This is a genomic window from Microvirga lotononidis (assembly GCF_034627025.1).
In the GTDB taxonomy this organism is placed as follows: domain Bacteria; phylum Pseudomonadota; class Alphaproteobacteria; order Rhizobiales; family Beijerinckiaceae; genus Microvirga; species Microvirga lotononidis.
Genome location: NZ_CP141048.1, coordinates 2118785 through 2136960, shown reverse-complemented (window position 1 = coordinate 2136960; position 18176 = coordinate 2118785). Strand labels below are relative to the sequence as shown.

Genomic DNA, 18176 nt, shown 5'->3' with positions numbered 1-18176 from the left:
GGAATGGCCGCGCTCCGGGACGCGGCATGTCGTCAGCGCCTGTCGGCGGCAACCGCCAGAACCCAATAGACCTTGTACTTGGAGTTCGGCGCATAGGCCGTCGCGATCCCGATCCGGGTCGCCTTGGAATCGAGGAGAACCCGGTTGTGCTGCGGGCTCTCGCGCCAGCCGGAGAAGGCCTCGGCCAAGGTGTGGTAGCCGGCCGAAATATTGGCGGCCGGTGCCGCAAATCCTCTGGAGCTCAGACGGGCCTTGAAGGTTTCGGCCGAGCTCGGCTTGTCGGCGCGAGCCATCGCATCGGCCTCCGCCTGGGCGGCGGCCTGAAGATCAGGATCGAGGGTCAGGGGACGCAAGCCGTTGTTGCCGCGATAGGCGCCAATCATGTCGCGCGCCATGGCGGCGTCCACCCGGGCATCGGCGCTCGCCATGGAGACGTAGAAGCTCGGGGTCTGGCTGCGCTGGGCAGGCTTCTCGCTCTGGCAGGCGGCCAGAGCGAGGGCGGGGAGGATCAACGGGATGAGACGCTTCATGCGGGCGTCTTATCCTTGAGAAGGGTTAAGGTTTCGTCCTCTTTCTCGTCCGCCTTCGGGGCCTTGTCCTGCGGCTCTTCGTCCGGCGCGGGAGCAGGCGCCGGCGCAGGAACGCCGATGCCGGCCTTCCGCAGGCCGCGGAAGATCTCGAAATAGATGTCGCTGGAGACGCGGCCAGCGGAATCAATGTCGTCCACGAAGCAGACGAGATCGAAATCGATGGTGTTTTCCGTGACCTTCTTGAACAGAACCCGGGGCGTCGGCTCGCTCATGATCTCGCGGTGGGCGAGCGCCGCCTTGCGCATGATCTCCGCGACCTGGTCCGGATCCGAGGCCCGGGGAACGGGAACCGAGACGAGCACGCGGCCGACCCGGTCGTTGCGCACGCGGTTGCGGACGATGCCGGAGATCAGGTTCGAGTTCGGCACGATGATCGTCGAGCGGTCGAAGGCCTGGATTTCCGTCGAGCGCACGTTGATCCGGCGCACGTAGCCCTCCCCGTCGCCCACGACCACGAGGTCGCCGACGCGGATCGGACGCTCCCAGAGCAGGATCAGGCCCGAGATGAAGTTGTTGACGATGGATTGCAGGCCGAAACCGATACCGACCGAGAGCGCGCCGGCCACGATGGTCACCCGCTCCAGGCTGAGGCCCAGGTAGGTGAAGGCGAGCACGCCCGCGATGATGACGCCCACATAACCCGCCGCCGTGCTGATCGAGTTGCGCAGGCCCGCATCGAGGTCCGTCGCCGGGAGGAAGGTGTTGTTGAGCCAGCGCTGGACCATGCGCGTGACCGCGAAGCCCGCGGCGAACAGCGCGGCCGCGATGAGGATCGACGACAGGGAGATCGTGACGTCGCCCACGCTGAACCCGAAGAACATGGCCCGCAGGGAGCCCGTCACGTCGGTGGATTCGATGCCCCACGGCGCCAGCACCAGCAGGAAGCCGATGACGATGAGGGCCAGCCGCGCAAAGCCGCTGCCGAGGACGCCGATCTGCTCCAGGGAGCGGCGGCGCAGACCCGTATTGGCCTGGAGCGTGGTGGCAAGCCTCGTCTGCCCGCGTAAGGAACCGCCAATGAATTCGTCCGCGAGTGCGACGCACAGCCCAACCAGCGCGACCACGATGGAGATCCAGGCGGCCTGATCGACCAGGAAGGAGGCCAGCGCCACATAGCCGCCGAGCACGCTGCCGACGATGAGGGCGACGAGGAACCAGCCGAGGCTGCGCAGAGGCCCGCCGATGTCTACGTCCTGCGAGACGTAAGGACCGAGACAGGCTTCGTCCTGGTTCTCGCGAGCCGCGAAGCGCCGCAGGAGTTCGGCGAAGACGAGGGCCCATGCCAGGGCGAAGACCGCCCGGGTCATGACGGTGATGGGCAAGGCTGCCGCGATGGCGGCGTTGAACGACTCGATGACCTTGCCGACGACCATGACGGTCGCCAGGGTGACGGAGAAGCTCATGATCCGGGCGGCGGAGGCATCCCGGACCGGGATCAGCCGCCAGGACGTATGGTCCGGCGCCAGGATCGCGTCGATCAGGGCCCGCACGAAGGCGATGAAGGCGAGGCCGCTCAGGATGGCCTTGCCGACTTGCTCGATCCGCGACGGGACGATATCGACGGAATCGAAGGCCACCCAGACGATCCAGCTGCCCGCGATGGCCGGGCCGGCCCCCAGGATCAGAACGCCCAGAGCGGCCAGGAGACGGCTGCGGCGCGCCGGATCGACGATGGCGGGATCGCGCCGGACCAGGCGCGGCGCGATGGAGCGCCGCCCGGCATAAAGGGCGATCGCCACGCCAATGGCCAATCCCATGAGCAGCAGGACCCCGAGCGAGGTGGTCCGCTGGAGCTGCTCCAGGGCATCGCCCATGACGATTCCCAACGACCGCAACTCCCGCGGAACGGCCTGGACCACATTCATCCAGAGGCTGGGGCTGATGAGACCGTCGCTCTGCTCGAACAGGGCGCGGGTGAAACCCGAGCGCCGCAGGTCGCCGATCTGGGTGCTCAGCTGCTCGGCCTGGACCAGGAGGGCGCGCCCGAGCCGCTGGGTCTCGTCGAGTTCCGCCACGGCGGCCTCGCGCTCGGCACGATCGCGGGCCACGTCGGCGCTTTCCTCCGGCTGTCCTTTGTCGGGCTTCGGCCCGAGCTGGCTCAGGCGCTGCTTGCTGGCATCGAGCTTGGGCGCCTGCTCCTCGATGACCTTGCGGATCTCGGCGATGATCGGCTCGAGCTGCTGACGGATATTCTGCAGGTCCGCGTCAGCCATGACACGGCCCTGGATCGCAGCCTCCTTCTGTTCGAGATCGGCCTTGAAGCCGTCGAGCTTGGCGCGGGCGGCCTTCGTCTCCGGCGACACCGGTGCCGGGGCCACGGCCGGAGCGGGCGCCTGGATCTGGGGCGTGGCCGGGGCTTGTGCCGGGGGCTGGGCATTGGGAGAGGTCTGAGCCTGCTGCGCATAGGACGCGCCGCCCGCTGCCATGCTCAACACGATCGCAGCGGCCCGGAAGAGCCCCTTCATGCCAATCCTCGTCATTCAGTCCAACCCCGTCGCATTCTCATGAGTGCATCGCCCGGCGCGAACGGGACGTCCGCGCGGGCGATCAAGACCGGCACATCTTCGCAGCAGGATGCGTCAGCGGGCCGGTTCTTTGCGAATCATTACGGCGAAAAGTCGCCGCCTCATCGACGAAGCGCAACAAAAAAGCCGGGAGGGCACGAGCGCCTCTCCCGGCTTCCGTTAGGGAATTTGATTATGGCTTCGGCGCGTCGTTGGCCGAAGGCCGCGCGCCCGGGGCCGGATAAGCCGGGTTGGCCGGCGATGTCCGATTGGTGGGGTTGGCATTGGACGATCCGGTCGTCGAGCCCGTCACATTGGCGCGAGCCGCATCGGTTCCCGGATCGTCGGGGGACGTGGAGCCCGCCCAGATGAGATAGCCGGAAACGGCCACGGCGAGGAGCAGGAGCGAACCGATCAGAACGCCCAGAACCGGGCGGCCTGATCCTCCCTGTCGGGCGCGATCGTCTGGAATCTGTTGAGCCATCTGTAGCCTCTTTGAGAAACAGGGTGTCGGGCGAGCGGCGAGGCTCGGCATTGTCAGGGCAACGCGAGATGGAAGAGCCGGTTCCTGTCACCCCAGCTGGATCGAGGTGCCGGAGCCGCTCGTCACCTTGGATCCAATGAAGCTTTTCACCGTTGTTCGAAACGGACCACCAACCACGGTCAGAGACGAGGGGCGATGAGACGAGCACGGCTCGGTGACGCGCGATGTCGCAGGCGGGATACCTTCCCGCGTGGCCTGCCTTCAGTCATGTTTTCGCCGCTTTCGAAACCCTTGGGTAATCTCTGATTCAAGGAGATGTCATGCAGGACAATCGCATCAGTCTGGATGGGAATTGGGAATTTTTGCACGTGGCCGACGATCGTCTGTCGGGCCCTGCGGAGGTTCGCCAGATCACCGTTCCCAGTCCGTGGCAGGCCCAGTTCGCGGATCTGCGCATGCGTGCCGGCATCGGCATCTATCGCAGGACGATCGAGATCGACGAAGCTTGGCTGCGCGACAGCGTCTGGATCCGCTTCGGCGCCGTCTTTCACAACACCAAGGTGTTCATCAACGGCGAGGTGGTGGGCCACAACGAGGGTGGTTTCCTGCCCTTCTCGTTCGACGTGACGCCGCATCTCAAGCCCGGCGCCAACGAGATCAAGGTCCGCGTCGATAGCCCGACCGACAACCCGGCCGAGTTTCCGGATTCGCCCTTCGCCGAAATCCCGTTCGGCAAGCAGAGCTGGTATGGCCCCCTCTCCGGCATCTGGCAGCCGGTGTATTTCGAGCGTCGCATCCCCGATCACATGAACCGCGTCCGCCTCGTGCCCAACCTGACCACGGGAAAGGTGAGTTCCGGCGTGTTCTTCGCACGTCCGCTCACCGACGCGACCCAGATCCGCATCGCGGTGATGGACCCATCGGGCGACGTCGTGCTCGATGAGATGCACGAGACGCAGGTGGGCGTCACCTCCATGCCGTTCGAATTCATCATCGACGACGTGCGCGCTTGGTCGCCGGACCATCCGAACCTCTACCGCATTCGCCTCGAGTTCATCCGCAACGGCGAGGTGAAGGACGAGATCGCGGACAATTTCGGCTTCCGCTCGATCGAGACGCGCAACGGCAAGTTCTATCTTAACGGAGAGCCGCTCTACCTGCGCTCCGCTCTCGACCAGGACTATTACCCGGACACGATCTGCACAGTGCCTTCCGTGGAATTCCTGGAAGATCAGTTCCGCAAGGCCAAGGAACTCGGCCTCAACTGCCTGCGCTGCCACATCAAGGCGGCCGATCCGCGCTACTACGAAGTGGCGGACCGGATGGGCATGCTCATCTGGACCGAGCTGCCGAACGGCGGCATGGCCACGGACCGCTCCCGCGGGCGCAAGGAAAAGCTGCTGAAAGGCATCGTCGACCGCGACGGAAATCATCCGTCCATCGTGATCTGGACGATCATCAACGAGAACTGGGGCGTCGATCTCGTCAACGACGCGGATCATCGCGACTGGCTCAAGCGCACCTTCGCGTGGCTGAAGGCCTACGACCCGACGCGCCTCGTGGTCGACAACTCGCCGCTCGCGCCGAGCTTCCACGTGGAATCCGACATCGCGGATTATCACTTCTATGCCGCCTATCCCGATCACCGCGCGGCGTGGGACCAGTTCGTCGACGAACTCTCGAACCGGGCCTCATGGCTCTACTCGCCTCACGGCGATGCAGTCATCACGGGGCGCGAGCCGCTGATGTGCTCCGAGTTCGGCAATTGGGGCCTGCCCTATCCGAAGGACCTGCGCGACGCCAAGGGCGAGGAGCCCTGGTGGTTCGAGACGGGGCACGACTGGGGCGAGGGCGTGATGTATGCTCACGGCGTCGAGAACAGGTTTTCCGACTGGAGCCTCGACCGTGTCTTCGGCGACCTGCGCCGCTTCGTCATCGCGGCCCAGTGGCAGCAGTTCCGCGCCTTGAAATATGAGATCGAGGCCATGCGACGGAAGCCGAACCTCGCCGGCTACGTCATCACCGAACTGCACGATTGCCATTGGGAATCCAACGGCCTTCTCGACATGCGCCGGAACCCGCGCGTGTTCCATGAGCTGTTTCACATCATCAATTCCGACACGGTGATCGTGCCGAAATGGGAGCGCGCGTCCTACTGGGCGGGCGAGACGGCGTCCCTCGGCCTGGCCATCGCCCATGGAGCCGGACAGGTTCTTGAGGACTGCAAGCTGGAGATCTCCCTCTGCGGCGAGAGCCAGGTGATCGATCTACCGCGGATCGAGGCACCGAACGTGCTCGATCTCGGCCTTATCGAGATCCGCCTGCCGGACATGAGCGAGCCCTCGCTGCGGCGCATCAGCTTGGACCTGCGCACGGCGGACGGACGCGTGGTCGCGCATAACCACCACGACATAGCGATTCATCCCAAGCGTACCCGACCGGTTCATGCCCGCGAACTGGTGTGGTCGCCGGACGAGGACATCCGCGAGCGCTTCCAGGCCCTGGGCTACACCCTGGCCCGCGCCTTCGAGGAATCAACCCTGATCGTGTCGCGCACGCACAACAAGGCCATCGCGGATCACGTGCGGGCGGGCGCCAAGCTTCTGCTCCTGCCGGAAGAGGATATGAGCCTTTATCCGTTCTTCCCGCACTGGCAGGCCGTGAAGGTGCAGGCGCGCGCCGGCACCCTCTGGTCGGGCGACTGGGCGTCGTCCTTCGGCTGGCTGCGGCGCCAGGGCCACTTCGCCCGCTTCCCGTCGGGCCCGCTGCTCGACGAGACGATGGACCGGGTGCTGCCGGACTACGTGATCGCCAACTGCAACCTGCTCGATTTCCAGGCCCGCGTGTTCTCCGGCCTCGTGGTCGGCTGGATCCACAAGCCGGTCGCGCTCGGCGTCGAACGTTCCTACGGCCGCGGCCGCTTGGTTGCCTCGACCCTGCGCCTGTTCCGGGACGAGGCTCTGGCCGACCCGACCGCCACGGTGCTGACGGACGCGCTGGTGGAGCTGGCCGTGGAATCCCGGGCCGCGCGCCTCGAGGAAGCCGTCCGGGCGGCGGAGGCTGCGGCTTAACACTTCAGGTCGCACGATATCAACAAAGGCGGCCGGAGCGATCCGGCCGCCTTTCTTTCGTTCTGATGCTGAAGGGCCTACTCGGCGGCTATCTTCAACGCGTCGTCGGACCATTCCACTTCGCTGTCGATGAAGAACCGGTCGAGGGCGCTGTCGAGCCGCGGCATGAGAATGCCGCGCTCCGTGAACAGAGCCGTATTGAGCGCCGGAAGATCGCCCGCATCGGTCACGAGGCCCGGATCGAACCCTGCACGCTCCGCCGCCATGGCGGCGAGGTCGCGCCACGACGTTTCGCCGATATTGGCCATGTGCCAGATGCCCGTGCCGCCGTCGATCAGGAGATCGAGCGAGGTGTTCACGAGATCGGGCACATAGGTGGGCGACACGACATCGAGGCTCGCCCGCACGCCCTCGCCCTTGCTGAGGGTATTCAGGATCGACCAGACGAAATTGTAGCGGTCCCACGGACCGAAGAAGGCACTCGTGCGCAGGACGAGAGCCTTGTCGTGCGCCGCCAGCACCCTGCGCTCCGCCTCGGCTTTGCTCTCGCCATAGACGGTCGTGGGATTGACCTCGTCGCTCTCGACGTAAGGCTGCCCCAGCGTCCCGTCGAACACGAGATCGGATGAAAAGGTCACGAGGGGAATGCCGAGATCGGCACAGGCCCTCGCCAGTATCTCCGCCCCGATGACGTTCTCCCGGAAGCAGGCTTCCCTGTCGTTCTCGGCCTCCACCACGCGGACATAGCCGGCTGTGTTGATCACGGCCCAGGGACGATAGCACGCGAGAGCCTCGGAGACGCTCTTCGGATCGGCGATGTCCATCTCCTGGCGCGAGAGCAGCACATGATTGAGCCCGCGGAAATCGCACAGGCGGGAATAGGCTCGGCCGAGCGTTCCCGTGGCGCCCGTGATCAGGATTTGTCGCGGCGCATCGGCGAGCCAGCAGGATTTCGACTGCCGCGCCGGCGGCTTGTAGAATCGGATGTCCCGCTTCCACCAGCCTGCGCGATCAAGCACCGGATGATCGAAGGTGCCGGTCCTGGCGAGTGCTTCCGCCGCATGCGCGAGCGCCGTGCGGCGCGGCTCGGGAGCCCGCACATCGAAGGGTCCCGGCTCGTAGAAACCATTGCGGCGAGTGAGCAGGCTGTTCCAATCGACGGCGCCATAGAGGGACCAGACGGTCACGGCCCGGATATCCGCGCCCTCGTTGCGCAGCGTGTTGACGTCTTTCCAGATTTCCGTGAGCCAGCGCAGCTGATCGTCGCGGGAGCTGCCGTGATGCGCCTCCGTGACGGCCATGGGTCGCTTATAGCGTTCCCACACCTCCCGCAGGCGGGCGGCGGGTCCGAGCTCGGACGGCGGCAGGGGCATGCGGACGGCCTCCGCATCCGCATAGCGATGCCTGCCGTTGCCGCCCCAATGATGCTCGGGATAGCGCGCCATGCGCTCGTCGAGATAACGCTCGCTTGTGAGATAATGATTGATGCCGATGATATCGGGCGCGGCATCCGCTTCGAGAAGAAGCTCGAGATCGTCCTGCGCGACACCGTTCTCCAGGAAGATGTTCCACCAGGGATGGTCCCGGTCGACCATGCCGCAGAGAAGGTCGAAGCTCAGGAAGCGCCGCTGATTCTCGTGCTCGGCCTGATAGGCGAGTGTCGGGGTCGAAAAGGTCTTGCCCATGTCGTCCGTCTGAACGAGCTGCGCATCGGGCCGGACCTTGCGGATGGCGCGCATGGACAGGACGGTGGCCTTGCACTCGTTGACGAGGATCTTGAGGAAGGCTTCGTAACTCGTGCCATGCGGGTACCAATGGCCATACAGACCCGAGAAGCGCGCCGTCGTGAGCGGCTCGTTGACGGGCGTATAGAGATCCAGATGCGGATAGCGCTGCGCCACATTGGCGGCATGTCGCGCCAGAAGCTCCGGCCAGGCGGGATCGAGCATGTGGGTGTAGTGCGGGCCGCTGCCATGATGGCACAGGCCGGCAATAGCACGGATGTCGAGCTTCTGAAGGTGAGCCAGACGCTCGTCATGCCAGGAAAAGTCCGTGCGATTCGGGCTCTCGGGAGAAATCCTCTCCCAGAGCACCGGGTAGCGCAACGTGCGGATCCCGAGTTCGGCAATGCGGTCGAGATCCGCGATTCGATCGTAATGACCGGTCTCCAGGCTCTGATCGCGGTAGTCGTCACCAACTCTCGCGACGGTACATTCCAGGCCGCCCCAGAGTTCCAGCGGTCGATTCATCATACACTCCGAGCTATTACTGACAGGCACTCAACAACTATGCTTAGCGCGGATTGTTCGATGCATTGCGACTAGGAGACCATGGCGGCTGAATTCGGCACGACTTTCACTGAACTCGTGTCCGCACCGACCGGAAGAGATTCGTTGATGCGCCGGAAGGTGGCGAGAGCCTGACCGACGATCTGGTCCATGTTGTAATACCGGTAGGTCGCGAGCCGGCCGACGAACCACACGTCGGGGGTGGAGAGGGCAAGGCGCTCGTATTTCTTGAACAGCTCCTGGTTCTCCGCCTTCGGGATCGGGTAGTAGGGATCACCTTCGGCGGACGGATACTCGTATGTGAGCGCCGTCTTGGCGTGGTCCTGGCCGGTGAGATGCTTGTATTCCGTGACGCGGGTGTAGTCGTGCGTCTGCGGGTAGTTCACCACACCCACGGGCTGATGCCAGGCCTTGTCGAGGGTGACATGCTCGAAGCGAAGCGAGCGATAGGGCAGCTTGCCGAACTGAAAATTGAAGTACTCGTCGATCGGGCCCGTATAGATCACGCGGCGATGGGGGACGACGTGCTTGACGTCGTCGTAATCGGTCTGCGTCATCACGTGGATGTTGGGATGGCTCACCATCTTCTCGAACATCCGGGTGTAGCCGTGCTTGGGCATGAACTGGAATTCGTCCGTGAAATAGCGGTCGTCCCGGTTCGTGCGCGTCGGCACCCGCGAGGTGACCGACTTGTCGAGCTCCGACGGGTCGAGCCCCCATTGCTTGCGGGTATAGCCGCGGAAGAATTTTTCGTAGAGCTCACGGCCGACGGCGGAGACCACCACGTCTTCCGAGGTCTTGATCTCGCCGTTCTTTTCCGCCCGCTCGGCGAACCAATCCTGCAGCTGCTCGGAGGTGAGGTTCAGTCCATAGAGCTTGTTGACCGTGTCGAGGTTGATCGGAATCGGCACCAGCATGTCGTCCACTTCGGCGAGAACCCGGTGCTCGTAGAAGCGCCACTCCGTGAATCGGGACAGATGGTCGAAGATCTGCTTGGAATTGGTGTGGAAGATGTGAGGTCCATACTGGTGGATGAGCAGGCCGTCATCGTCGTATCGATCATAGGCATTGCCGCCGATGTGATTGCGACGATCGATCAGAAGGACGCGCTCGTTTCGCTCCGTGGCCAAGCGCTCAGCCAGGACGCTGCCCGCAAAGCCGGCGCCGACAATCAACCAATCATACATTCGAGATCACTCCGCAGGCGTGGTAGCGTAAATGGGAAGAGATGAGGCGGGTCGATCGATCGCGGCATCGCCGGTGGCGTCCAGCATGAGCTTGTGCATGGAGGACCAGGTCTTGTCCCAGGATCCGGCCGCGAGGTGACGGTCGACCTTGGCGAGCCACGCATCCTTCGGCCGGGCGAGGATCGTCTCGACCTTGGCCACGACTTCCTTCGCATCCTTGGCGATTTCGACAAGGCCCTTCTCGCCGTATGGCCGCACCACGTCGGTGATCGGCGTCGAGACGACCGGCACGCCGGCCGCCAGGAATTCCGGCGTCTTCGTCGGGCTGATGAACTTCGTCGCCTCGTTCAAGGCGAAGTTCATGAATCCTACGTCCCAGCCCGAAAGATAGTTCGGCAGCTCATTGTAGGATTTTCCGCCGAGCCAATGGATGTTGGGCCGCTGCGGCAATGTGGATGGGTCGATCTTCACGACCGGTCCGATCATCACGAACTGCCAGTCGGGCCGCAATTCGGCGACCTCGGCCAGGAGATCGATGTCCATGCGCTCGTCGACGACACCGAAGAAGCCGAGGCGGACATGCGGGATCTGCGCCTGATCGTCGGGATCCGTGTCGATGGAGCGCGCCTGGGAGAAGTGGTTGAAGTCGATGGATGACGGGAAGCCGTGAACGCTGCGGTGACGATGACGCTTAGCCTCGTAGAGGCTCATGCCGCCCGTGAAGACCAGATCGCAACGGGCGAAGAGAGCGCTCTCCAGGTCGAGCAGTTCCTGCGACGCACCGCGGAAAAGCGAAAGCTCGTCCATGTTGTCGTACACGCACAGATCGCATTCGAGATCGCTGGTGAAGGCCATCGCCATCGGCGTGTAGTACCAGAACACCCGCGGACCGGTGGCCTCACGACCGATCAGCTCTTCGATCAGATCATGCTGCTCGGCAAGAATATCTTCATGCGAGAGCCCCTCAGGCAGGACCGGAACGGCAATGGTGACGCCCTGCGGCCGATCACTCACGTCCATATGAGGCTTCGCGCCCGCCTTGAAAACCGGTTCTTCGATGATCAGCACGTCGTAGTGCTTGACCGCGCGGCTGAGGAGATGCTGCGGCCGCTGCCAGACGAAATCCCAACGGAGATGGGAGAAACAGACGAGGAGAGGTTTTTCTGAACCGGCTTTGACAGGCGAACGAAGGGCATAGGAGTGCGTCATCAAACGCTCATGCATAGCGCCATCCTCAAATACAGGTGTGTTGTCGCGATCGGACGGAAGAACACGGCCCGTGGTGAATAAATGCGATGTCTTAAGTGAAGCGCACCAGCGTTGGGTCGTGGTCGCAATCGATTGTAGAACGCAGATGGGGCGTTTTGGTTCCCTCCGCGTTCACCTTTATGAACGTCTATTCATGGAATATAGCCAGACTCATTTCTTCTCGAGCAGCAAAGTGCCTTGCTTTTGGATGAAGGTCTTGGCCTTCTCTGCAACCATCGCGAGGATCCACGGCAGCTGCACTTCGACACGCACCTGATCCTGCATGACTTCCAGATGGCCGCTCACATTCTGTCCCATGGCGCCGACGCGAAAATCCATGCGGTTGCCGTCCCAGGTCTCATCGATCGACGCGACCTTGTCGCCGAACTGCGACTTCAGACCCGACATGCCGCCGTGAAGCCGCCGCATCGCTTCGGCTTGGCCGAGATTATGGGGAATCGAAACTACGAGGGGCTTGGCCATGGGAATGCTCCACTTTTCAACGACAAGCGAAGCAGTGCGGGTCGGGTTCCCTCGTTACAGCATTTCCACCTTGATCGCCCGCATCACGATGGTCTCCTGCTCGAACCGCCGCTCCAGGTCGGCGCGATAGCGCTCCCACCAGGCGTGATCGAGCTCGCGGGCCATCACCTCGAACACGACGATGTCGTCGTGGGACGTATGGCCGCCCTCCTTCCAGACGCCTTCGGCGGGCGCGCGCGTGAAGCTCGTAATTCCGCCGAACCGCTCTGACAATTCCTTGCGGACCCGTGCATAGGCCGCCCCGTCGAGGCGGCGGCCTTTGTTGTCGGCGAGCGGCAGCAGAATCTGAACCAGATGCATCGGCATCCCCTGACAAGCGCCATCGGCTGGCGCAGGAAAATAGTTCAGGGAATGGAAAAGGCGAGGCCTTCAGGCTTGCAGGGCAGCGAACAACTCGCGATCCGATTCGGGCCAATCGTCGGCAAGCCGATAGCGGCCCGACGGCTTCGATACGCGCCATGGGTATGCCGTCGACGCATGGAACGCCTCGGAAGGCCGGAGACGGCGCACAGTACCGTCGGCCTGAACCTCGTCGATCGTGACGAAGCCGAAAATCGTGAGTCGAGTCGCCATGACCTTGGTGGCGCGATCGTCCGCCGCAATCGGCAACGAGCCCGCGGCATAGACCGCATCCATCAGGCTTCGTTGATCGCGGTGCGGATTCGCCGACGAGCGTGCGCCCGGAAAGCGTATGACATTCGTCGGCTGAGACGATCTCGATTCCATGTAAGCAACCCTTGGTCCCGAATCGGGGCCAGAATCGCCGGAAGGAATTAAGAAGCGCCTAATCGAGGAGATGGAGCGACACGTAGGCCGTGCCCTCGGAGGTCAAGCCAAGCGCCTGGGCGGGCCCTTTTGCGAGATCGATGATCCGACGATGGGCGAAGGGACCGCGGTCGTTCACCCGGACGACGACGGAGCGGCCATTGGACTCGTTTACGACCTTGAGCTTCGTTCCGAACGGCAGGGAGCGATGGGCGGCCGTCATGTCGGAGGAATTGAAGCGCTCGCCGCTGGCGGTTTTGCGGCCATGAAACCCTGGGCCGTACCAGGAGGCGGTACCGCGCTGAATGGCGGGACCGGCGTCGATATTGGCTTGCGAGATGGATCCTGTGATGTGTGGGTCGTTCGAGGCGGTTGTATTGCAGGCTGCTACGAGAAGAATAGGCACAATTGCAGATGCCCGGGTGAGGATGTTCTTCAACGACAGTCTCCGCTTCCGTTTCGATTGGAAGTGAAACTGAGCCTTAAGAAGGCAAGAATAAGGCGATCGGATTTTTTATACGTTCACTCACTCTTCAGAGATGTGAAACTATACCGAGATATAGCCTGGACATTTTCAGCGTTCCTCCTAGATAGCCTGATTAAACGCTACGATATTACAGGTTGAATTTTGCCCTTCCCGCAATTTTGAATCATCGCCTCTGGTCGAAGGCCGTGGCCGGTCTAGTTCAGGTAGCCAATGTTCCACGCTAGTCAGGGCTGCCGGCTCATGCGCGAATCCGCCCGATCACCGCAGGTCGCCGTCGTTGGGGCGGGGCCCGGAGGATTGGCTTCCGCCATGCTGCTGGCGCGCGAGGGCGTCCCCGTCACGGTGTTCGAACGGGAACCTGCCGTCGGCGGCCGCACCCGGACCGTCCATGCGCCCGGCGGCTACAAGTTCGATATCGGCCCGACCTTCTTCCTGTATCCCCGCGTCCTGCGGGACATCTTCGAGGCCTGCGGGGAGCGGCTGGAAGACCATGTCGAACTCAAGCGCCTCGACCCGCAGTATCATGTGATCTTCGAGGGCGGCGGCTCCATTCGGGCCACTTACGATCTTAACCGACTCGAACAGGAAATCGCCCGTCTGGCCCCCGCCGATGCACGCAACGTGCGCCGTTTTCTCGACGATAACCGCGACAAGCTCGAAGCCTTCCGCCCAGTGCTGGAACAAGCCTTTTCGAGCCCGGCCGATCTCTTCTCGCCGGCGATGCTGGCCGCTTTGCCGAAGCTGAGACCTTTTTCCAGCGTCGACAGCGATCTCAAGCGCTACTTCGCCGATCCGCGCGTGCGCCTCGCCTTTTCGTTCCAGACTAAATATCTCGGCATGTCGCCGTTCCAGTGCCCGAGCCTCTTCACCATTCTGTCGTTCCTCGAATACGAGCACGGCGTCTTCCATCCCATGGGCGGCTGCGGCGCGGTTTCGGAAGCCATGGCGAAAGTCGCACGCAAGATGGGTGTCGACATCCGCCTCAACACGCCCGTCGAGTGCATCGTTTACGAGAACGGCGAGGCCGTCGGCTTGGAGGCGGGCGGCGAGCGCTTCGCGGCGGGTTCCGTGGTGATCAACGGCGATTTCGGTCACGCCATGCGTCACCTCGTGCCGGAAGACATGCGCCCGCGCTGGACGGACAGGAAGCTCGATCGCGCGAAGATCTCCTGCTCCACTTTCATGCTCTATCTCGGCATCGAAGGCGATGTCGGCAATCTCGCCCACCACACGATCCTGCTGTCGCGGGACTATGAACGCAATATTCACGAGATCACGAACGGCATCCTGCCCGAAGAACCGTCTATTTACGTGCAGCACGCCGGCGCGACCGATGCGACGATGGCTCCTGACGGCCACACCAGCCTTTACGTGCTCGTGCCCGTGCCGAACCTGCGCTGCGGGATCGATTGGGCGCGCGAGGCGCCGCGTTATCGCGGGCTTGCGCTCGATCGGCTGAAGGTGCTCGGATTGACCGACATCGAAAGCCGCATCCGTTACGAGCGCGTGGTCACGCCACGCGGTTGGGAGAGCGAGTTCTCCGTGTTCGAGGGCGCCACCTTCAACCTCGCCCACAACCTGACGCAGATGCTCTATTTCCGTCCGCACAACCGCTTCGGCCGCAACGTGTATCTCGTCGGCGGCGGCACGCACCCCGGCAGCGGGCTTCCCGTGATTTATGAAGGAGCGCGCATCACGACGCGGCTGCTGCTGGAGGATCGCGAGCGTCGACGCGCGGGCGACCACGAAGCGAAACCCGCCGTCGCACCGCTTGGCGAAGCCGCTCTATGATGGGGTACCGGATGAGACGCGCTGGACTGACCGCTTTTCTTCTCCTTTCCGTCTCATCCGCCCACGCGGCAACGCTGACGATCCGCGCACAGGGCGTTCAGCCGGACGGGAACATGGTCTATGCCGGGGTCTGCGACACCAGCTTCGAGGAGTCCACCTGCCCCTACAAGGACCGCGGCCAAGCCACGGCAGCAACCGTGGAGCTGCGCATCAGGAACGTGAAGCCGGGCGCCTATGCCATTGCGGTTTTTCATGACGTGAACGGCAACGGCAAGCTCGACCGCAACCTCATCGGCCTTCCGAGCGAACCCTACGGGTTCTCGAACGATGTGGGCCGCCGCGGACCTCCGAATTTCGACGCCGCCCGCATCGTCGTCAGGGAGCCTGCGACGACCGTCGTAATCCCGATCCGATAGAGGTCCCCATGCTGTGGCGCGCCTATGCTCTTCTGTCCCACGGGGGAGACCGCATAGGCCTCGGCTCCATCGGCCTGCCGTCCTGGCACGGTCCGGCCGCTCCGTCGTTCCAGCGAACGGGCGACGTGCTGAAGGTGCTCGAAGAGGCCGACACGGCCATCTGGTCGGCGAGCGCCCTCTCGGCCTGCGCCGAGACAGGTCTTCTCGCCCATCTCGACAAGCCGGCGACGATCGACACGCTGGCGGACGCCGCCTCGCTGTCGCCAGCGCTTGTCCGGACGCTGATCGACGTGCTCGCCAGCCACAGGTTCGTGGTGTGGGAGCAGGACCGGGTGCAGGCGGCCCCTGCCCTCATGCCTTTCACGACCCCCGAGGGCGTGGCGACCTTCCGTGCGTCGCTGCGGGCTCCTCTCCTTCAGGCCGACAGCTTCCGGCGCAACCTCGCCGACCGCAGGCTGTCCCTCGATGGCTGGACCCATACGGACGACGCCATCATCGAGTCCCAGGGCACCCTGACCCGGCTCTGGACTACCCGGGCCCTGCCGAAACTGAAATTCCTGCCGGGCCTCGTCCCGCGCCTCGAGAAACCCGGCGCGGCCCTTCTCGACGTGGGCGCGGGAGCCGCGGGTCTTTCGATTGTGCTCTGCAGGCATTTTCCTCATCTGAAGGCCGTGGCCCTCGAGCCCGCGCCGCATCCGGCCGAGATCGGCGAACGCCATGTGCGGGAAGCCGGGCTGGAGGATCGTGTCGTCATGCGCCGGCAGCGCGCGGAGGACCTGGTCGACGAGCGGGCCTTCGACCTCGCTTTCCTGCCGCAGATGTTCCTGCCGGATGCAATCATCCGGGAGGCCATCGAGCGGATCTTCCGGGCGTTGCGGCCGGGAGGATGGCTTCTCGTGGCCGCCCTGGCCCAGGAAGGCGGCGGAACGGTCTCCGCCGTCAACCGGCTGAAGAACCTGCTCTGGGGCGGCAATACGCGCGCCGTGCACCACCTGATGCCCCTCCTGGCCGCCGCCGGGTTCGGTCCGGTGATCCGCGCGCCCGGCCGGCACTCGCTCCGCATGATCTGCGCCCGCCGCCCAATCCTTCGTGATCCGTCTTGAACTGGCCCATGGGCTTCCTAGAACCATCACGATTGGACATGGGCGAATGACGGACAGGCTCGTGCCTCGCGGGAGGAATGCGTGAACGCTCAAGGCACTTCGGTTGCGGTCATCGGCGGAGGATTGGGCGGATTGGCGGCCGCCTGCGTCGCAGCGGCCCGCGGGCACAAGGTCACCCTCTATGACAAGAACCCCTGGATCGGCGGCAAGGCGGCGGTCCTGCATGGTGACGGCTTTCGCTTCGACATGGGGCCGACGATACTGACGGTGCCGCGGGTTCTGGAGCGCATCTTCGCAGAGGCCGGCCGCAATCTCTCCGACTATCTCGACCTCGTGCGGCTCGATCCGCAATGGCGCTGCTTCTTCGACGACGGCACCCAGATCGACCTGCAGGAAAACATCGACGCCATGGCCGAGACCATGGATCGCTTTGCGCCCGGAAAGAATGCCGGCGAGGGATACAGGCGCTTCCAGGAAATCTCCGCACATCTTCACGACATCTCGAACCGGTTCTTCTTCTGGAAGCCGGTGGAGGATCTCTTCGACACCATCAACATCCGCGCCAACATGAATCCCGCAACCTTGCGGGATGTTTTGTCTCTGCGCATGGGTTCGTCCGTTGCAGGCACCATCCGATCCAAGGTGAAGGACGAACGCTTGGCGCAGATGCTCGATCACTTCACGCAATATGTCGGCTCGTCGCCCTATGGCTCGCCCGCCGTGCTCTGCGCCATCGCCCACATGCAGGCGGCGGACGGCGTGTGGTATCCCATGGGCGGCACCCGTGCGGTCGCGGAGGCCCTGGCGAAACTGGCGACCGAACTCGGCGCCACGTTCAAGACCGACAGCGAGGTGTCTTCACTCAAGATCGAGAACGGGGCGGTGACGGGCATCGTCCTCGCGAGCGGCGATGTCGTTCCTTACGACAACGTCATCTCCAACATGGATTCGATCCGCACCTATCGCGAACTCGTCGGCGGCGAGGTGGGCGAGCACTACGCCCGCAAGGACTTCGAGCCTGCCTGCTCGGGCGTGGTTCTCTATCTCGGCCTGAACAAGCGCTACGACCATATCCTCCATCACGATTTCGTGTTCTCGCGCGATCCGGAGGAGGAGTTCGACTTCATCTATCGGCGCGGTGAGCCCGCGCCCGACCCGACCTGCTATCTCGCGGCCCCTTCCGCCACCGATCCAAGCGTTGCCCCGGAAGGCGGCGAGGCTTTGTATGTGCTCGTCCATACACCCTATCTTCGCCCCCACCATGACTGGTCGCAGATGTTTCCCGCCTATCGGCAGGTGATCATCGACAAGCTGAAACGCACGGCCGGCATGAGCGATCTCGAGGAGCGCATCGTGGTCGAACACCACCTGACGCCGCAGGATATTCATGACCGCTACAAAGTGCTCAACGGCGCCATCTACGGTCTGGCGAGCCATGGCAAGTTCATGGGGGCGTTCAAGCCGGGCAACCGCAGCCGGCAAGTGCGTGGCCTTTACCTGGCTGGCGGGGCAGCCCATCCCGGCCCGGGCATGCCGATGGTCATGATGTCGGGCTGGATCGCCGCCGACGCGCTCGATGCGGATGGCAAGGTCGAGAATCTACGGAACGTGTCTTGAGGCAGGAAACGGGCAAGGCAGGGACGGAGCGCTCTTCATCCGGTCGCGCGGGAGGTTCTCCCATCGCGCGCCGCTCCGCCTT

The 18176-nt window shown here is 63.8% G+C and carries 15 protein-coding genes; 5 read left to right on the top strand and 10 right to left on the bottom strand.

Translation table 11 applies throughout. The features are described 5' to 3' along the window. Positions 1 to 32: 32 nt before the first annotated feature. The 3 genes from U0023_RS10125 to U0023_RS10115 form a co-directional block, all read right to left on the bottom strand. Positions 33 to 530 (bottom strand): CAP domain-containing protein, encoded by a 498-nt coding sequence (locus tag U0023_RS10125; RefSeq protein WP_009493330.1) that lies wholly within the window; start codon positions 528 to 530, stop codon positions 33 to 35. Continuing rightward, positions 527 to 3055, bottom strand: coding sequence for a DUF3772 domain-containing protein (locus U0023_RS10120; protein ID WP_009493332.1), 2529 nt, complete (start codon positions 3053 to 3055; stop codon positions 527 to 529). The genes U0023_RS10125 and U0023_RS10120 overlap by 4 nt, the downstream gene beginning before the upstream one ends. A gap of 232 nt (positions 3056 to 3287) precedes the next feature. Continuing rightward, positions 3288 to 3578 (bottom strand): hypothetical protein, encoded by a 291-nt coding sequence (locus U0023_RS10115; protein ID WP_009493334.1) that lies wholly within the window; start codon positions 3576 to 3578, stop codon positions 3288 to 3290. 320 nt (positions 3579 to 3898) lie between these two features. Here U0023_RS10115 and U0023_RS10110 point away from each other — a divergent pair, with 320 nt between their 5' ends. Continuing rightward, entirely contained in the window at positions 3899 to 6649 is a 2751-nt protein-coding gene (locus U0023_RS10110) for a glycoside hydrolase family 2 protein (RefSeq protein WP_009493336.1), read from the top strand. A 77-nt stretch (positions 6650 to 6726) separates the two neighbouring features. On the opposite strand, the gene U0023_RS10105 is transcribed toward U0023_RS10110, so the two are convergent. The 7 genes from U0023_RS10105 to U0023_RS10075 all read right to left on the bottom strand — a co-directional run bounded on the left by U0023_RS10105 (position 6727) and on the right by U0023_RS10075 (position 13119). Further along, complete coding sequence (locus U0023_RS10105) at positions 6727 to 8901, bottom strand: family 1 glycosylhydrolase (RefSeq protein ID WP_210161045.1); 2175 nt, start codon at positions 8899 to 8901, stop codon at positions 6727 to 6729. 68 nt (positions 8902 to 8969) lie between these two features. Continuing rightward, entirely contained in the window at positions 8970 to 10124 is a 1155-nt protein-coding gene (glf, locus tag U0023_RS10100; protein WP_009493340.1) for a UDP-galactopyranose mutase, read from the bottom strand. A gap of 6 nt (positions 10125 to 10130) precedes the next feature. Beyond that, the gene (locus U0023_RS10095; protein ID WP_210161046.1) at positions 10131 to 11333 is read right to left on the bottom strand and encodes a glycosyltransferase; all 1203 of its coding nucleotides are present in this window, start codon (positions 11331 to 11333) and stop codon (positions 10131 to 10133) included. Positions 11334 to 11543: 210 nt separating this feature from the next. Further along, positions 11544 to 11855, bottom strand: a complete 312-nt coding sequence (locus U0023_RS10090; protein ID WP_009493344.1) for a polyhydroxyalkanoic acid system family protein — start codon at positions 11853 to 11855, stop codon at positions 11544 to 11546. A gap of 54 nt (positions 11856 to 11909) precedes the next feature. Then, entirely contained in the window at positions 11910 to 12215 is a 306-nt protein-coding gene (locus U0023_RS10085; protein WP_009493346.1) for a hypothetical protein, read from the bottom strand. Between the two features lie 69 nt (positions 12216 to 12284). Further along, the gene (locus U0023_RS10080; protein ID WP_040639277.1) at positions 12285 to 12551 is read right to left on the bottom strand and encodes a hypothetical protein; all 267 of its coding nucleotides are present in this window, start codon (positions 12549 to 12551) and stop codon (positions 12285 to 12287) included. A 148-nt stretch (positions 12552 to 12699) separates the two neighbouring features. Further along, positions 12700 to 13119 (bottom strand): septal ring lytic transglycosylase RlpA family protein, encoded by a 420-nt coding sequence (locus U0023_RS10075; protein WP_009493350.1) that lies wholly within the window; start codon positions 13117 to 13119, stop codon positions 12700 to 12702. Positions 13120 to 13407: 288 nt separating this feature from the next. Here U0023_RS10075 and crtI point away from each other — a divergent pair, with 288 nt between their 5' ends. The 4 genes from crtI to U0023_RS10055 all read left to right on the top strand — a co-directional run bounded on the left by crtI (position 13408) and on the right by U0023_RS10055 (position 18094). After that, the gene (gene crtI, locus U0023_RS10070; protein WP_407667394.1) at positions 13408 to 14958 is read left to right on the top strand and encodes a phytoene desaturase family protein; all 1551 of its coding nucleotides are present in this window, start codon (positions 13408 to 13410) and stop codon (positions 14956 to 14958) included. A gap of 11 nt (positions 14959 to 14969) precedes the next feature. After that, on the top strand, positions 14970 to 15374 hold the full coding sequence (locus U0023_RS10065) for a DUF2141 domain-containing protein (protein WP_052600675.1): 405 nt from the start codon (positions 14970 to 14972) through the stop codon (positions 15372 to 15374). 8 nt (positions 15375 to 15382) lie between these two features. Further along, complete coding sequence (locus U0023_RS10060; RefSeq protein ID WP_009493356.1) at positions 15383 to 16477, top strand: SAM-dependent methyltransferase; 1095 nt, start codon at positions 15383 to 15385, stop codon at positions 16475 to 16477. An 81-nt stretch (positions 16478 to 16558) separates the two neighbouring features. After that, positions 16559 to 18094 carry a phytoene desaturase family protein gene (locus U0023_RS10055; RefSeq protein WP_009493358.1) on the top strand — a complete coding sequence of 512 codons (1536 nt, stop codon included), beginning with the start codon at positions 16559 to 16561 and terminating at the stop codon, positions 18092 to 18094. Positions 18095 to 18176 lie beyond the last annotated feature (82 nt).

Coding starts and splice junctions, on each gene's coding strand:
- U0023_RS10125 (WP_009493330.1), bottom strand. CDS start 530: ATGAAGCGTCTCATCCCGTTGATCCTCCCCGCCCTCGCTCTGGCCGCC.
- U0023_RS10120 (WP_009493332.1), bottom strand. CDS start 3,055: ATGAAGGGGCTCTTCCGGGCCGCTGCGATCGTGTTGAGCATGGCAGCG.
- U0023_RS10115 (WP_009493334.1), bottom strand. CDS start 3,578: ATGGCTCAACAGATTCCAGACGATCGCGCCCGACAGGGAGGATCAGGC.
- U0023_RS10110 (WP_009493336.1), top strand. CDS start 3,899: ATGCAGGACAATCGCATCAGTCTGGATGGGAATTGGGAATTTTTGCAC.
- U0023_RS10105 (WP_210161045.1), bottom strand. CDS start 8,901: ATGATGAATCGACCGCTGGAACTCTGGGGCGGCCTGGAATGTACCGTC.
- glf (WP_009493340.1), bottom strand. CDS start 10,124: ATGTATGATTGGTTGATTGTCGGCGCCGGCTTTGCGGGCAGCGTCCTG.
- U0023_RS10095 (WP_210161046.1), bottom strand. CDS start 11,333: ATGACGCACTCCTATGCCCTTCGTTCGCCTGTCAAAGCCGGTTCAGAA.
- U0023_RS10090 (WP_009493344.1), bottom strand. CDS start 11,855: ATGGCCAAGCCCCTCGTAGTTTCGATTCCCCATAATCTCGGCCAAGCC.
- U0023_RS10085 (WP_009493346.1), bottom strand. CDS start 12,215: ATGCATCTGGTTCAGATTCTGCTGCCGCTCGCCGACAACAAAGGCCGC.
- U0023_RS10080 (WP_040639277.1), bottom strand. CDS start 12,551: ATGGATGCGGTCTATGCCGCGGGCTCGTTGCCGATTGCGGCGGACGAT.
- crtI (WP_407667394.1), top strand. CDS start 13,408: ATGCGCGAATCCGCCCGATCACCGCAGGTCGCCGTCGTTGGGGCGGGG.
- U0023_RS10065 (WP_052600675.1), top strand. CDS start 14,970: ATGAGACGCGCTGGACTGACCGCTTTTCTTCTCCTTTCCGTCTCATCC.
- U0023_RS10060 (WP_009493356.1), top strand. CDS start 15,383: ATGCTGTGGCGCGCCTATGCTCTTCTGTCCCACGGGGGAGACCGCATA.